The organism is Rummeliibacillus sp. SL167 (assembly GCF_007896505.1).
GTDB classification, from domain to species: domain Bacteria; phylum Bacillota; class Bacilli; order Bacillales_A; family Planococcaceae; genus Rummeliibacillus; species Rummeliibacillus suwonensis.
In genome coordinates this window covers 986356-1001775 of record NZ_VCBM01000001.1, presented here as the reverse complement: position 1 = coordinate 1001775, position 15420 = coordinate 986356, and the positions used below count along the sequence as shown (strand labels likewise).

Here is a 15420-nt window from a genome sequence, read left to right as displayed (position 1 = left end):
ATGGAGGTAAAAAAATGAAAGCCATTCTATTTGTAGGGCATGGAAGTAGATTAGCAGCAGGAAACGAAGAGGTGACACAGTTCGTCGAACAATTGAAACCAACTTTAGATAAAAATCTACTTGTTGAAAGCTGCTTCCTTGAATTCGCATCCCCCGATATCGCACAAGGCATAGATCATTGTGTTTCAAAAGGTGCAACAGAAATTCATGTAGTGCCAATCATTCTTTTGCAAGCAGGACATTCGAAGATTCATATTCCAGCTGCAATTGATGCAGGAAAAGAAAAATATCCAGATGTTCACATCATCTACGCAAGACCACTTGGGGTACATGAAGGTATTTTTGAGATCTTAAAAGAACGCCTAACGGAAACGGGTTTTCAGATTGAAGAAAAAAATGACGATACGGCCATTTTGTTAATCGGACGAGGTGGAAGTGATATAGATGCAAATAGTGATTTCTATAAGATTTCTCGAATGCTTTGGGAACAACTTAATGTATTGACAGTTGAATGTGCTTTTATGGGGGTCACTTATCCAACTGTTGATGAGGGAATGGAACGATGTGTGAAATTAGGTGCGAAAAAAATCATTATGCTCCCTTATTTCCTATTCACTGGTATATTAATGGAAAGAATGAAAGATATGCGACAAACATATGCAGTAAATTATCCAGAAATAGATATTACGCTAGCTAACTATTTTGGCTATCATCCAACTTTAAAAAATGTACTGAAAGATCGCATCACGGAATCGCTACAAGGTGAAGTCAAGATGAATTGTGATACATGCCAGTATCGTTTGAATGCAGCTCAGTTTGTCGAGCATCATCATGATCACGACCATGGTCATCACCACGAGCACGAACATCATGATCATGACCATCATCACACTGACCACGACCATGATTATTTAGTAGGTGTTGACAAATGATTTTCATGTTAGCTGGTACAAGCGATGCAAGGGAACTGGCCATCAAAATCGAAGAAAGCGGCTGGAAGGTGATCGCAACGGTTGTAACAGAAACAGCAGCCAAAAGTTTAAGGGAGGCTGGTATTAGCACAAATGTTGGACGCTTAACGGCGGAGCAAATGGCACAATTTATCAAGGATCATCATTTACAAGCAATTGTTGATGCGAGTCACCCATTTGCTGAAGAGGCTTCCAAAAACGCTTTAGCTGCAGCTTCAATAGCTAAAATTCCTTATATCCGTTATGAAAGAGCAAGTCAAAGTTTCACGCATCCTTTAGTCACTGTCGTTCAAGACTATGAGGAGGCAGCAGCACTTGCTGCCAAAAAACGCGGTGTCATCATGTTAACGACAGGTAGTAAAACGCTCGGCATTTTCACCAAATATTTATTAGGATTAGAAAATACTCGTGTGCTTGCTCGTATGCTGCCGAGAGTTGATAATATGGAAAAATGTCAGGCATTAGGGGTAGCGCAAAAAGATATTATCGCTATGCAAGGACCTTTTTCAAAAGAGTTGAATGTAGCACTTATTTATCAATACAATGTCACATTGATGATCACAAAGGAAAGCGGCAAGGTCGGTTCTGTTGATGAGAAATTGGAGGCCGCATTCGAGTGTGGCATTGAAACAATCATGATAGCAAGACCAAAAGTAAAATATGAAAATATGCATTCTGATTTTGAAGGAATAATTCAAGAGCTATCTTCAAAATTAGAAAGCGAGGAGGAATAACATGAATTCTAAATCAGATTTTAAACCAGTTACTGTTGACCCTAATAAAATTTATGATCATAGTTTTGCAACGATTGCGGAAGAATATGGTCCTCATGATTTTACAGAAAACGAATGGAAAGTAGTACGCCGTATTATTCATGCATCCGCAGATTTCGATTTAGGGAGAAGTGTCATTATTCGGCCTGAAGCTATTGAAGCAGGTATTCAAGCCATTCGTGCCGGCAAACCCGTTATTGCAGATGTCCAAATGGTCGAAGTAGGAACGGGGCATAAACGATTCCAAAAATATGGTGGTGACGTTCACTGTTATATTTCTGATCCAGATGTTGCAAAAGCGGCAAAAGAGGCTGGCGTGACTCGTGCCATCATGTCTATGCGAAAAGCCGCAAAATTGCATGAAGGAGGCATTTACGCTATTGGGAATGCCCCAACAGCATTATTAGAACTTATTCGATTGATCCAAGAGGGCGAAGCAAAACCAGATTTAATCATTGGTATGCCTGTTGGCTTCGTTTCAGCCGCAGAATCCAAGGAAGAATTGGCTAAAGTAACAGAAGTCCCATATATCACGAATATTGGACGTAAAGGTGGTAGCACAGTTACTGTAGCTGCCTTAAATGCTATTTCCATTTTAGCTGATCAAGTGTAAAACGATTCTAAATGCAAAAGAAAAATAAAAAAGATCCATCGCAAATGCGTCATGGCTACACAACAGGCGCTTGTGCGACAGCTGTAACGAAAGCGGCATTAACGGCACTCATCACTGGTGAGGCACAAGAAACGGCTACGATTCATTTGCCGATTGGAAGAGATGTAACTTTTACAATCGAGAAAAGCTTATTTACCAATGATGCTGTCAGTTGTGAAACGATCAAAGATGGTGGCGATGATCCAGATGCAACCCATGGAGCAACCATCGTTTCCACTGTAAGTTGGCAACATGAGTTAGGGATCACCTTAGATGGCGGTGTTGGTGTCGGACGAGTGACAAAACCAGGTCTTCCAGTGGCAATTGGTGAAGCAGCGATTAACCCCGTACCTCGTAAAATGCTCTATTCAACCATCGAAGAAACTTTATCCGAATTTAACGTGAAACGCGGCGTAAAAGTGGTGATCTCTGTTCCTGATGGAGAAGAAATCGCCAAAAACACATTAAATGGTCGACTTGGTATTATTGGTGGTATTTCTATTTTAGGTACTCGTGGAACAGTAGTCCCTTTTTCAAGTTCTGCCTATAGAGCAAGTGTTGTGGAAGCGATTAGCGTTGCACATGCAACGGGGAATGATCATGTCGTCTTAACAACAGGAGGCAGAAGCGAACGTTATGCCATGAAACAATATGAAGGGCTTCCTGAAGAAGCGTTTATTGAAATGGGAGACTTTGTTGGATTTGCCATCAAGCATTGTAAACTGAAAGGGATCAAAAGAGTTTCATTAGTAGGAATGATGGGCAAATTTTCTAAGGTTGCTCAAGGCGTCATGATGGTACATTCAAAAAGTGCACCGATCAACTTCGAATTTCTAGCACAGTTAGCGAAAGATGTTGAGGCATCAGATGAAGTTGTAAATGAAGTTTTAGCAGCAAATACGGCATCACATGTCGGTGAGATTATGATAGAAACTGGCAATCGGAAATTTTTTGATCATTTGTGTGAGGCATGCTGCATTTCTTCTTTGAAACATGTAGAAGGTGGTCTTGTGATGGATACGGCTATCTATTCGATGAAGGGTGAATTATTAGGAAGGGCTGATGGAATTGACACAATCGATTAAGTTGATTGGAATAGGTGACAACGGACAAGCAAGTTTATTACCACAGTATATAAAGTGGATTGAGGAAAGTGATGTGCTGATCGGTGGCGAAAGATTGTTAGCGTTTTTTCCTTATTATAAAGGTGAAAAGCTTGTTGTTAAAAGCGGCTTAAAAAAATTAGTGGAAACCATTCAAAATGATACGAGAAATATAGTTATTTTAGCATCAGGAGACCCATTATTCTATGGACTTGGTGGGTATTTATCCAAAAAAATAAAGATAGAAGTATATCCATATCTGAGTTCCATTCAGTTAGCCTTCTCAAGAATAGGAGAAAGTTGGCAAGACGCTTATATTACAAGTGTCCATGGCCGTTCAATGAAAGGCTTAGTTCAAAAAATCGAAGGCTATGATAAGATTGCGATTTTAACAGACTCAGAAAATAACCCAAGTACGATCGCCAAGTATTTGCTACAATTTGGAATGACGGAATATAAAGCATTCGTCGCAGAAAATTTGCAGGGAAATGATGAAAAAACAGGCTGGTACTCCTTAGAAGAAATGAAAAACAGTGATTTTTCACCTTTAAATGTCGTCATTTTAAAAAGAATAGCACCATCACCCAAATGGACATTCGGAATCCCAGATGATGAATTTTCACAAAGACGACCCGATAAAGGTTTGATTACGAAAAAGGAAATTCGTGTATTGAGTTTACAAGCTTTGCAATTACAAAGAGACAGTATTATGTGGGATATCGGAACATGCACGGGTTCAGTAGCAATAGAAGCTGCGAGAATCGCACGTGATGGGCAAGTTTTCGCCATTGAGAAAAACGAAGGTGACTTAGCTAATTGCATTGAAAATCAACATAAATTCCGAACAGATCTTACAGCCATTCATGGCAAAGCACCAGAAGGTTTAGAAACTTTTCCGAATCCAGATGCTATCTTTATCGGAGGAACGGGAGGAAATATGACAGACCTTCTGAACGTTTGTTGTGATCGATTAAAGGATGGTGGACGAATTGTCCTAAATGCTGCAACGATCGAAAATTTATATAAAGCACTTGAATGTTTCAAAGAATTGAATTTTCATACGAGCATTCTACATGCACAGTTAGCACACAATAAGCCGATTTTAGGGATGAACCGCTTTACACCACTTAACCCTATTTATATGATAACAGCTACTAGAAAGGAAGAAATCAATGACTAATATTGGTACTTTATATGGTCTTGGTGTAGGTCCGGGTGATCCAGAACTCATCACAGTAAAGGCTTTTCGTGTTATTCAAGAAACGCCAGTCATTGCGTACCCAAGAAAAAGAAAAGGCAGTAAAAGTTATGCGCAGCGCATTGTAGATGTATACATACGACCAGGCGAAAAAGAGATGCTTGGACTCGTTTTTCCAATGACAAAAGATCAAGCGATTTTAGATGCTGAATGGCGTAAAACCATTGAAATTGTTTATGACAAATTACAAGAAGGAAAAGATGTTGCTTTTGTAACAGAAGGCGACCCCCTTTTGTATAGTACATTCATCCATATGATGAAACTGATGCAACAACTTCACCCTGAGATCGAAGTCAAAACTGTTCCGGGTATCTCTAGTTTTAACGGCTCGGCTTCGCGTCTCGGTATTGCATTGGCGGATGGCGATGATCATGTAGCGATTATACCAGCTACCGATGAATATGATGTGATGCGTAAAGCCATTGAAGATCATGATGCCGTTGTTTTTATCAAAGTGGCAAAAGTAATCGATTTGATGATTGAAGTATTGAGAGATTTGAATTTACTCGACAAAGCTTCTGTTGTAACCAAAGTTACTTCTGAGGAAGAAGTGATTTGGTCAATAGATGAACTAGAAGGGGCAGATTTAGAATATTTAACATTAATGGTGGTGCGTAAATGATGAAGAAGATTTATATCGTTGGAGCAGGACCTGGTGATCCAGACTTAATCACGGTAAAAGGGTTGCAAATTTTACAAACTGCTGATGTTGTGATGTACACAGATTCCCTCGTAAATGAGGAATTGATCGCCAAAGCAAAACCTGAGGCAGAAGTGTTAAAAACGGCGGGTATGCACTTAGAAGAAATGGTTGAAGCCATTATTGATCGTGTCAATGCTGGCAAATCAGTTGCACGTATCCATACGGGAGATCCTGCGATGTATGGAGCGATTATGGAACAAATGGCCTTATTGAAAAGGGCTGGTATTGAAGTGGAAATCATTCCAGGTGTTAGCTCTGTGTTCGCATCTGCAGCGGCTGTTGGAGCTGAACTGACGATTCCAGATTTAACACAAACATTGATCTTGACTCGAGCTGAAGGTCGTACACCTGTACCAGAATTCGAAAAACTACGGGATTTAGCAAGTCACCATTGTACAATCGCATTATTTTTAAGTGCTACATTAACGAAAAAAATTGTCAAAGAGCTTCAAGCTGCCGGTTGGTCGGATGACACACCTGTTGCGGTTGTCCAAAGAGCCTCATGGCCAGATCAAAAAATCGTTCGGACAACTTTAGCAAATTTAGATGAAGATATGCGTAAGAACGGGATTCGAAAACATGCGATGATCCTAGCCGGTTGGGCTTTAGATCCAAATATATATGACAAAGATGAATATCGTTCCAAATTATATGATGCTACATTTACGCATGGATTTAGAAAAGGTGTGACACCACAATGATTGAATTACAAGAAGGGATTCAACCAGAAGTCAACCAACAAAATCCATATGCCATTGTAGCCATTACGAAGCATGGTGTACAACTTGCGCGAAAATTGCATTCTTTTATTCATTCAGATGTGTATTATATGAGTAAGTTTGAACAAGGCGATGAAGAAACAAAACAGATTCAATTGTTTTCAGGAAGTGTTCGAATACTTCTTCCGACTCTTTTCAAACAGTATAAAGGGATTATCCTAATCATTTCACTTGGTGCAGTAGTTCGAATGATCGCTCCTATTTTAAAAGATAAGAAAAAGGACCCTGCTGTTGTTGTAATAGATGATCGTGGAGAAAATGTCATTAGTGTACTTTCCGGACATCTTGGCGGTGCCAACCAATTAACGCGTGAGGTCGCACATGTTTTGAATGCACGTGCGATTATTACAACTGCCTCTGATGTGCAAAAAACAATACCTGTTGATTTGTTTGGTTCACGTTTTGGGTGGGAATGGGATTCACCAGAAAAACTAACACCCGTTAGTGCATCTGTCGTCAATGAAGAACATGTGGCAATCGTTCAGGAATCTGGTGAAACCAATTGGTGGCATTTAGAAAGCCCTATGCCTGATCATTTAAAAATCTATCCAACCATTCAACAAGCGATCGAGGCAAAACCAGATGCAGCACTTGTGATTACACACCGTATTTTAACCAAAGAAGAGGAACAAATTCTTGAAAATGGTGTACTTTATCGGCCTAAAAATGTGGTCATTGGCATGGGATGCAATCGTGGGACTTCTGCTGAAGAAATTGAACAAGTTATTCAAGAAACATTAGAGGAACTTCAAATTTCCGTCAAAAGCGTAAGAGCACTTTGTACCATCGATTTAAAAAAAGATGAAGAAGGCTTTTTACAGGTTGCATCGAAACATGGGTGGGAATTTGTCTATTATCAACCAGAACAATTGAATGCTCAGAAAATCGAGGCGCCTTCTGACACCGTATTTAAATATACAGGTGTCTACGGTGTCAGTGAGCCTGCCGTCAGAATTTATACTGGTGCAGAAGATCTAGAACTCGTCAAGAAAAAATCAGGCAATACGACGATATCTGTTGCATTGATACGATAAAGTGAAACTTTCATCAGTGGAGTTTTCTTCTTCCCCACTGAAATAGAAGAACTCAGGTGAAAAGCGCCACGTCCTGTGGCAACACCTGAGGGACCAACATCCTATTGGCCCGAACCAATCGGACACATGCGGCAGTTGATCTTCCATCTATCTTTTTCGTTTCTTTTTAAATCCTGAGATGGGGATCTTACTGCCCGTTAGAACGTGATAGGAGGAAAATAAGATGTCAGCAAATAGACTAGTCATCGCCGGTACTGGTAGTGGTGTCGGCAAAACAACCTTTACGATTGGGCTCATGGCTGCCTTACAGCAAAAAGGCCTTCGAGTTCAGGGATTCAAATGTGGACCCGATTATATTGATCCTACATTCCATACAGCAGTTACAGGTAGACCTTCTCGCAATTTAGATAGCTGGATGTTTGATGAAAAAACGGTCGTAGACATCCTAGAACGAAATAGTCGAGATGCAGATATTTCCATTATTGAAGGTGTAATGGGGCTCTATGATGGAAAATCTCCATTAGAAGATCGAGGTTCCACAGCTGAAATCAGCATCTTAACGAAAAGTCCTATATTGCTTATCGTGAATTGTGCAAGCATGGCTCGTAGTGTGGCGGCCATTGTCAAAGGTTTTCAACTTTTCAATGCGAAGGTCCATGTAGTCGCTGTCATTGCGAATCAGGTTGGAAGTGAAGGACATTATAAAATCGTAAAAGCCGCGGTGGAACAAGAATGTGGAATTCCAGTGGTTGGCTATCTAAAAAAAGAACAAAACATCGAAATGCCAAGTAGACATTTAGGACTTATTCCAGCGATTGAACGCGGTGAACTACAACCATTTTTTCAACAGTTGGGAGATTTGATCCGTGCAACTGTTGATCTAGAAAAAATTTATGAGTTATCGATGGCTCCTGAACTTTCTGCTATTCAGCCAAGTATTTTTGATGTTCAAAAGGATCAGCAGGTGAAAATTGCTGTCGCGAAAGATGCTGCCTTTAACTTTTACTATGAAGAAAATATCGAATTACTTCAAGCGAACGGGGCGGCAATCGAGTATTTTGCTCCATTAAATGGTGAAGAAGTACCCGCTGATGCAGATGGTCTCTATATTGGAGGAGGCTTCCCTGAGGAATTTGCGCAGCAGCTTGCGCAACAAACGGATGTAAAGAAATCTATACAACAAGCGATAGCAAAAGGAATTCCAACATTAGCGGAATGCGGAGGTTTTATGTTTTTAACGGAGGCTATCTTCACAACAGATGGCAAGCGCTTTGAAATGGTTGGGTGTATCCCGGGGACGATACAAATGCAAACAAAGCGGGCTGCATTGGGATATCGTGAAATCTTCGGTACAAAAGGAAACTTTTTAATCAAGGAAGATCAAGAGGCAAAGGGTCATGAATTCCATTATTCTACTTATTCAAAACCGGAAAATATTCATTATGCCTATGAAACAAAAAGCCGCTTCAAAAAACGAGGAGAAGGCTATAGGCATGAAAATTTAATCGCAGGCTATACGCATTTTCATTTTGCTTCTAACCCACAACTAGCTGCTCAATGGATCGAACAATGTAAAAACTACCAGAAGAAAGTTGTGAATACAAATGGGTAATTATTATCCAATCATGCTGAACATAACAGATCGGCCTGTTGTAGTTGTTGGTGGTGGGTCAGTGGCTACACGTAAAGTTACTAGCCTGTTAAAAGCACAGCCTCAAATAACAATAGTGAGCCCAGAATTGTCACCAAAGCTTCAACGATTAGTGGAAGAACAATCGATTGAATGGAGAAAGAAAACATTTGCACCAGATGACCTAGATCGTGCATTTTTGATCATTGCTGCCACCAATTGTTCTGAAATCAATGAATTCGTAGCTCAATCTGTTCATCCGTATCAACTTTGTAATGTTGTCGATCGGGAAGATCTAAGTCAATTTATCGTTCCATCTGTCGTTCGTCGGGGACCATTAGCCATCGCTGTTTCTACATCCGGTGCCAATCCAAAACTTGCTCAAAAAATCAAGAAAGAGTTAGAAACACAATATGATGAAACTTATGAAGACTACGTTTTATTTTTACAACAAGCAAGACGTCAAATTATTGATGAAATAACAGATGCCGAATTAAAAAGTGTCCTTTTGTCCGCATTACTAGATTCAAAATTTTTAACGCTAACTAAAGCAAAACAAATACAAGAACGCGATCAACTATTGAAGAAATTATTGAAAAAGGGGACGATTCAATGACTCCAGGAAAAGTATATTTAGTTGGAGCAGGTCCTGGTGATCCCAAGCTGATCACTGTTTATGGATTAGAATGTATACAGAAGGCAGATGTTATTGCCTATGATCGTCTTGTCAATCCTGCTCTATTGGAACATGCGAAAGAAGGAGCAGAGCTGATTTACTGTGGAAAATCCCCTGGCAAGCATCACCTGATCCAAGAACAAATTCATGAATTACTCGTTCAAAAAGCTTTAGATGGTAAAACGGTCACACGCTTAAAGGGTGGAGATCCTTGTGTTTTTGGACGTGGAGCAGAAGAAGCCGAAGTATTAGTTGAACATGGTATTGACTATGAAATTGTTCCGGGGATTACAGCGGGAATTGCGGCACCAGCCTATGCAGGCATTCCGGTTACTCATAGAGAATTTGCTTCAAGTTTCGCCATTGTAACAGGTCATGGTCGTGAAGAAAAAGGACAAGATCATTTAAATTGGCAGGCATTAGCAAGTGGGATCGATACGATCGCTTTTTATATGAGTGTTGGCAATCTTGAATATATTAGTCAAAAGCTGATGGACAATGGCAAATGTTCCACTACACCTGTAGCAGTGATCGAATGGGGCACAACAAAACAGCAACGTACTATCACAGGAACATTAGAAACCATTTATGATCTTGTTACGCAAGAAAAATTCCACAATCCATCGATGGTATTAGTCGGTGAAGTTGTGCAATTACGAGAAAAAATCAAATGGTTTGAAAAACAAACAATTTTAGCGGGGGACAGAAAATGACGATTATTGAAGCGATTAAAAACCGTCGAGCCATTCGAAACTATGCAGATCGGCCTATCGAAAAAGAAAAAATCGAAAAGTTATTAGATGTAGCGACATATGCGCCAAATGACCGCTTACGACAACCATGGCATTTCTATGTGATTCAAGGAGATGCGATGAAACGATATGAAGAAATGGCGACGGAGTACTTGCAACAACGTTTTCCTACAAAACCACATTTAGTAGAAAGCTCTCTAAAAGTTGTCACGACGACACCTGTTGCGATTGTTGTAACTTCGGCAATAATTCCAGATAAACCAGATGATTCAGAGGATAATATGTTTGCGACTTGCTGTGCGATCCATTCGATGTGGCTAGCAGCGCAAGAGTTGGGCTTGGGCTTCGTATGGCGGACAAGAGGGGTCGGCTTAGTACATGATGAACGAATGCATCAATTTATCGGTTCACCCGAAAATGAAAAAGTCATCGGTACTATTTTCATCGGATATCCTGAAGAGGGAAAAGAAGTTCCTCCAACAGAGAGAATCTCATTTGATGAAAAAACAACTTGGTTATAGAAAAAGGGGGATGTGAAAATGGCACGTCAAGGATTGGTTTTGATCTATACAGGGGAAGGAAAAGGAAAAACAACTGCTTCACTGGGGGTTACACTTCGAGCGATTGGTAGAGGGTTACAGGTGAAATATATGCAATTTATCAAATCACCTGAACGTACATATGGTGAAGCTTTGGCTTTCAAAAAACTAGGGGTGGAAATCGAACAAATGGGCATTGGTTTTACATGGACGAAAACACCAGAAGAGCACCGGGAAGCTTTAAGGATCGCTTGGAAAAAAGCGAAAGCTGCATTAGCGGATCCCTCTATTGATCTATTGGTACTGGATGAACTAAATAATGCTTTATCGATCGACAAATTTCCAATCGATGATGTCCTACCGTTACAAGAAGTAGTGGAGGCTATTCAAAATCGACCCTCAACGATGCACCTTGTTATTACTGGTAGAAATGCAAAACAAGAATTACAAGAGATAGCGGATTTAGTGTCAACCATTGAAGCGACCAAGCATTATTATGAAAGAGGAATACCTGCTGTCAAAGGATTAGAATTTTAATGGAAGAAGGTAGCGTAAGCCTATGACCGCTAAAGCTTTAATGATTCAAGGTACTGCATCTGATGTGGGAAAAAGTATGATATGTACAGCGTTTTGTCGAATCTTTTCTGATGATGGGATGAAGGTTGTTCCTTTTAAATCTCAAAATATGGCACTTAATTCTTTTGTAACGATCGATGGCGGTGAAATTGGCAGAGCACAAGGGGTGCAAGCGGAGGCTGCTAGAGTCATCGCCACGACAGATATGAATCCGATTTTACTAAAGCCAAAACAAGATATGGTTTCTGAAGTGATTGTACATGGCAAGCACTTCATGGATATGAGTGCCACTAGCTATCGCAATGATTTTGTCGAAAAGGCAATGCCCATTGTGAAACAATCTATACATAAATTACAAAATGACTTTGATGTGATGGTATTAGAAGGCGCCGGAAGTCCTGCTGAGATCAATCTTAAGGACCGAGATATTGCGAATATGCGCATGGCTCATGCTACGGATGCTGCTGTAATTTTAGTTGCCGATATTGAGCGAGGGGGTATGTTTGCTTCCATCATTGGCACGTTGGCACTCCTCGATGATTCAGAAAGGGCTAGAGTAAAAGGAATCATTATTAATAAATTTCGTGGAATGAGAGAGCTATTGGACGATGGCGTTGCATGGCTTGAAAAGGAAACAGGAATTCCTGTATTAGGGATCATTCCATATATTCAGGTGAATATCGAAGCGGAAGATTCTTTAGCTCTATCTTCACTGCGCTTTAAAAGACCAAAACAAGGCGAGTTTCCGATAGATGTAGCCATGATTCGTTTACCACGAATTTCAAATTTCACAGATGTTGATCCGTTTTTTGATGAACCAGAAGTAGGGGTTCGCTTAGTTCGTCATGTAAAAGAGCTTGGGGAGCCAGATCTGCTGATCATTCCGGGTACAAAAAATACGATAGAAGATCTACAGTGGTTAAAGGATGAAGGATTCGCCTCAGCTATTCAAAAACTCGCCAAAAAAGGTACATCCATTTTTGGAATTTGTGGAGGGTTCCAACTATTAGGTAGAGAGCTCCAAGATCCTTATGCAGTCGAAGGGGACGGTCGTAGCGCGACTGGGCTTTCCCTATTACCTGTCACTACCATATTCAATAAGGATAAAAAAACAGTACAGATGTCCGGTCATACTGTATCAACTATTTTTGATACGATGTCACTAACAGGTTATGAAATCCACCTTGGTCAAACAGTGATAGAAGATGATCATTGCGTACCATTTATGAAGTTGTCTGATGGCCGCTGTGATGGGGCTATTGCGATGGATGGGCAAGTGATTGGTACGTATTTTCATGGGATCTTTAACAATCAAGCATTTACGCGAAAAATGGTCAATCAACTGCGTGTAAAAAAAGGATTGCAACCACTCGACCAACAAATCCAATCCGATGCAGAACGTAGAGAGGCTGCCTATCAATTATTAGCCGATCATGTCCGGCAACATATCGATATGGAGCGGGTCTATAAAATGATCGGTATACCAACTCGAGCACAATTTGATCCTTCATAAGGAAACTGCGATTTTGTCTCAAAATATAATCGTTGCTGCCAAGCACTTTAGAATGCCAAGTTGTTCTGTAGACACTTCCGTAGTAACGAAAAGAGCCCCATTTCTCAAGTTTAATGCTGAGAAATGGGGCTTTTTTATAGTCACTTATAGTGCAAAATAGCACTTAAACTAGATGCAGGGGAGCTCCTAAAGTAACTGTTTCATGCTGCTTTTTAATTTAATTTTATAGTGGCTGTATATCTGTGCATAACAAAGCAGATGCGTGAATATGCACCTATCACAGTATCAATTTCTTTAACTTTGCCCCGACTTTTTCCTGCTTTACGAACAATGATAGTTACTTTAAAAATAAAATACTAAATATTCAGATTTTATTCGTAGGGTGGTAGTAAATTTTATCACATGTGTTGATTTTACAAAAATCAGGAATACCTATTTGGTGTAATTTTTGAAAAACCCTGTATTTTCAGGACCATTTATATAGATCTTCGCTGCGGCTTGCTCGACTCCCGCAGGAAAGCGAGCAAGCCTTCGCTACAATCAACGAATTCCCCTATTTTTATGGATTAAATTGGATAATCAACACGCCTGAAATTTTATATAAAAATTACTTTGACAGATAGAGTACAGTTCATTATAATTACTCTATGAGATAGAACTCTATGTAATGGAGTAGTTTGCAGGCAAGGAAGTGACAAATTGATTAGAAGTGATATTATTCGCGGACATTTGGATTCCATTATTCTGCGATTAATAATGGAAAAAGATCGCTATGGTTTTGAAATATCGAAGGAGATCAGTTTGCGTACAGGTAACAAATTTCAAATAAAAGAAGCTACGCTGTATGCAGTATTTCAAAGATTGGAGAAAAAGGAATTAATTGAATCATATTATGGAAGTGTTTCAAAGGGAGGGAAAAGAAAGTATTATCGAATCACTACGCTAGGAAAGGCATTCTTCAAGGAAACGGTCGTTGAATGGCAAGAAACAAAGGAAATTATTGATCTATTTATGGAGGGATTTAATTGAACCGATTAACGCAACATGTAAACGACTTATTTAAAGATGTTCCAGAAAGTGAACAAAAAGCATCGATTATGCAGGAAGTGCTACAAAACCTCGAAGAAAAAGTGTGGGACTTAATGGAACAAGGGAAAGCTGAAGAGGATGCAATTAATAAAGCCATTGTTGAATTTGGAGATATCGAGGACTTGACAAAAGAACTTGGGGTCAATAAGTCCGCAAAACCAGGGAAATCAAATAAGAAAAATAATACTAAATTAAACCTAGAATATTCGATTTGGGGAAGTGTATTAATCATTGCCTTGTTTGTCTTTATGAATTTCTATTATTCATCTCATGTAATTTGGTTTGTTTATCCGACCTTTGCTGTGCTTTGGTGGCCGTTGACGATGTATTTTAGATGGATGAAAGTGAAAGGGGAGAGTAAAAATTGAAGAAATATGATATTGGATTTGTTGCTACAGGCAGTGTAATGACCATTGTATTTTTAATCCTAGTCAATTATTTTACAAGCGTTCAATACCCCTGGTTTATTTATCCAGTCTTCATATTAGTGCTATTTCCACTGGGGTTGTACTGCGTATATGCAAAGAAATATACGCTATTCTCTATGGTAGGAAGTTTTCTGCTTTTGCTTTTTCTTATCACAGAGAACTATATTGATATGCCTAGTTATCCGTGGTTTTTCTATACGGTGGAACCTATTGTAATGTGGCCGGCCCTTATGTTGCTTGGAAAGCGAGCAAAAAGCATGACCACAGCTCTTATAGGAAGTTTTTCTTTTATTCTATACTATATAATTTTAAATATCTTTTTAGCTCCTCAGACTCCATGGTTTATTTTTCCGGCTTTCGCGATTCTTTGGTGGCCGCTTTCCCTTTACCACATAAAACGAAAATCCTATTTTGGATTCTCTATCTCTGCTTCTTTGTTTATTAGTCTATTTTTTATCAGCATTAATGCTATCTTTTCACCACAAGAAATCTGGGCTGTTTATCCAATCTTTACCGTACTTTGGTGGCCATTAAGTATGTATTATTTTAATTATAAGAAAAGTAATTAATTTATTTGATTCAATTGGAAATATATAAATATTCGAAATCGGAATATATTTTATTTTACATGTTAATCTAAAAATATGTAAATGCTAAACTATAATGAAAATTTATCGCTAAATAAGATTGAACACTTTCGTCAATAAATAACCTTAATCCTTTATAATATTTGGAGGTAGTAAAATATCCTTTAATCCAAAATAAAGGTAACACATATAAAAACAGTTTTTGAGAAGTAGTTTTTTACCTATCTCAACAAATTATTAGAGGAACAAGTAAAAAGATATGTTTTAAATCGTTATACCAAAAAGTTTTATATGAATTCATTTTTGAGAAACTATTGTTTGATATTTAAGTATTTGAATCAATTTCATCATGCAAAA

At 39.1% G+C, this 15420-nt stretch carries 17 protein-coding genes; all 17 read left to right on the top strand.

All coding sequences use genetic code 11. The annotated features are described in order from the left end of the window. The first annotated feature begins 14 nt into the window (after positions 1-14). On the top strand, positions 15-932 hold the full coding sequence (locus tag FEZ13_RS04510; RefSeq protein WP_146551631.1) for a sirohydrochlorin chelatase: 918 nt from the start codon (positions 15-17) through the stop codon (positions 930-932). Next, positions 929-1705 carry a precorrin-6A reductase gene (gene cobK / locus FEZ13_RS04505; protein ID WP_146551630.1) on the top strand — a complete coding sequence of 259 codons (777 nt, stop codon included), beginning with the start codon at positions 929-931 and terminating at the stop codon, positions 1703-1705. Before FEZ13_RS04510 ends, cobK begins: the two co-directional genes overlap by 4 nt. A gap of 1 nt (position 1706) precedes the next feature. Beyond that, positions 1707-2357, top strand: coding sequence for a precorrin-8X methylmutase (locus FEZ13_RS04500; protein WP_146548714.1), 651 nt, complete (start codon positions 1707-1709; stop codon positions 2355-2357). A gap of 11 nt (positions 2358-2368) precedes the next feature. Further along, positions 2369-3481 carry a cobalt-precorrin-5B (C(1))-methyltransferase gene (locus tag FEZ13_RS04495; RefSeq protein ID WP_146551629.1) on the top strand — a complete coding sequence of 371 codons (1113 nt, stop codon included), beginning with the start codon at positions 2369-2371 and terminating at the stop codon, positions 3479-3481. Next, positions 3459-4679 carry a precorrin-6y C5,15-methyltransferase (decarboxylating) subunit CbiE gene (cbiE, locus tag FEZ13_RS04490; protein WP_186725766.1) on the top strand — a complete coding sequence of 407 codons (1221 nt, stop codon included), beginning with the start codon at positions 3459-3461 and terminating at the stop codon, positions 4677-4679. The genes FEZ13_RS04495 and cbiE overlap by 23 nt, the downstream gene beginning before the upstream one ends. Next, positions 4672-5379, top strand: coding sequence for a precorrin-2 C(20)-methyltransferase (gene cobI / locus FEZ13_RS04485; protein WP_146551628.1), 708 nt, complete (start codon positions 4672-4674; stop codon positions 5377-5379). The genes cbiE and cobI overlap by 8 nt, the downstream gene beginning before the upstream one ends. Beyond that, positions 5379-6161, top strand: coding sequence for a precorrin-4 C(11)-methyltransferase (gene cobM / locus FEZ13_RS04480; protein WP_146552744.1), 783 nt, complete (start codon positions 5379-5381; stop codon positions 6159-6161). Before cobI ends, cobM begins: the two co-directional genes overlap by 1 nt. Continuing rightward, entirely contained in the window at positions 6158-7273 is a 1116-nt protein-coding gene (locus FEZ13_RS04475; protein ID WP_146551627.1) for a cobalt-precorrin 5A hydrolase, read from the top strand. The genes cobM and FEZ13_RS04475 overlap by 4 nt, the downstream gene beginning before the upstream one ends. Positions 7274-7496: 223 nt before the next feature. After that, positions 7497-8885 (top strand): cobyrinic acid a,c-diamide synthase CobB, encoded by a 1389-nt coding sequence (locus tag FEZ13_RS04470; RefSeq protein ID WP_146551626.1) that lies wholly within the window; start codon positions 7497-7499, stop codon positions 8883-8885. Further along, a complete protein-coding gene (locus tag FEZ13_RS04465; RefSeq protein WP_146551625.1) occupies positions 8878-9519 on the top strand; it encodes a precorrin-2 dehydrogenase/sirohydrochlorin ferrochelatase family protein in 642 nt (213 codons plus the stop codon). The genes FEZ13_RS04470 and FEZ13_RS04465 overlap by 8 nt, the downstream gene beginning before the upstream one ends. Then, positions 9516-10292, top strand: a complete 777-nt coding sequence (gene cobA / locus FEZ13_RS04460) for a uroporphyrinogen-III C-methyltransferase (protein WP_146551624.1) — start codon at positions 9516-9518, stop codon at positions 10290-10292. The genes FEZ13_RS04465 and cobA overlap by 4 nt, the downstream gene beginning before the upstream one ends. Continuing rightward, the gene (locus tag FEZ13_RS04455; protein ID WP_146551623.1) at positions 10289-10852 is read left to right on the top strand and encodes a nitroreductase family protein; all 564 of its coding nucleotides are present in this window, start codon (positions 10289-10291) and stop codon (positions 10850-10852) included. Before cobA ends, FEZ13_RS04455 begins: the two co-directional genes overlap by 4 nt. An 18-nt stretch (positions 10853-10870) precedes the next feature. Then, a complete protein-coding gene (locus FEZ13_RS04450) occupies positions 10871-11407 on the top strand; it encodes a cob(I)yrinic acid a,c-diamide adenosyltransferase (protein WP_146551622.1) in 537 nt (178 codons plus the stop codon). 22 nt (positions 11408-11429) lie between these two features. Further along, the gene (locus FEZ13_RS04445; protein ID WP_146551621.1) at positions 11430-12959 is read left to right on the top strand and encodes a cobyric acid synthase; all 1530 of its coding nucleotides are present in this window, start codon (positions 11430-11432) and stop codon (positions 12957-12959) included. Positions 12960-13658: 699 nt separating this feature from the next. Next, a complete protein-coding gene (locus FEZ13_RS04440) occupies positions 13659-13988 on the top strand; it encodes a PadR family transcriptional regulator (RefSeq protein ID WP_146548703.1) in 330 nt (109 codons plus the stop codon). After that, on the top strand, positions 13985-14416 hold the full coding sequence (locus tag FEZ13_RS04435) for a permease prefix domain 1-containing protein (RefSeq protein WP_146551620.1): 432 nt from the start codon (positions 13985-13987) through the stop codon (positions 14414-14416). The genes FEZ13_RS04440 and FEZ13_RS04435 overlap by 4 nt, the downstream gene beginning before the upstream one ends. After that, the gene (locus FEZ13_RS04430; protein ID WP_255473046.1) at positions 14413-15045 is read left to right on the top strand and encodes a hypothetical protein; all 633 of its coding nucleotides are present in this window, start codon (positions 14413-14415) and stop codon (positions 15043-15045) included. The genes FEZ13_RS04435 and FEZ13_RS04430 overlap by 4 nt, the downstream gene beginning before the upstream one ends. Positions 15046-15420 lie beyond the last annotated feature (375 nt).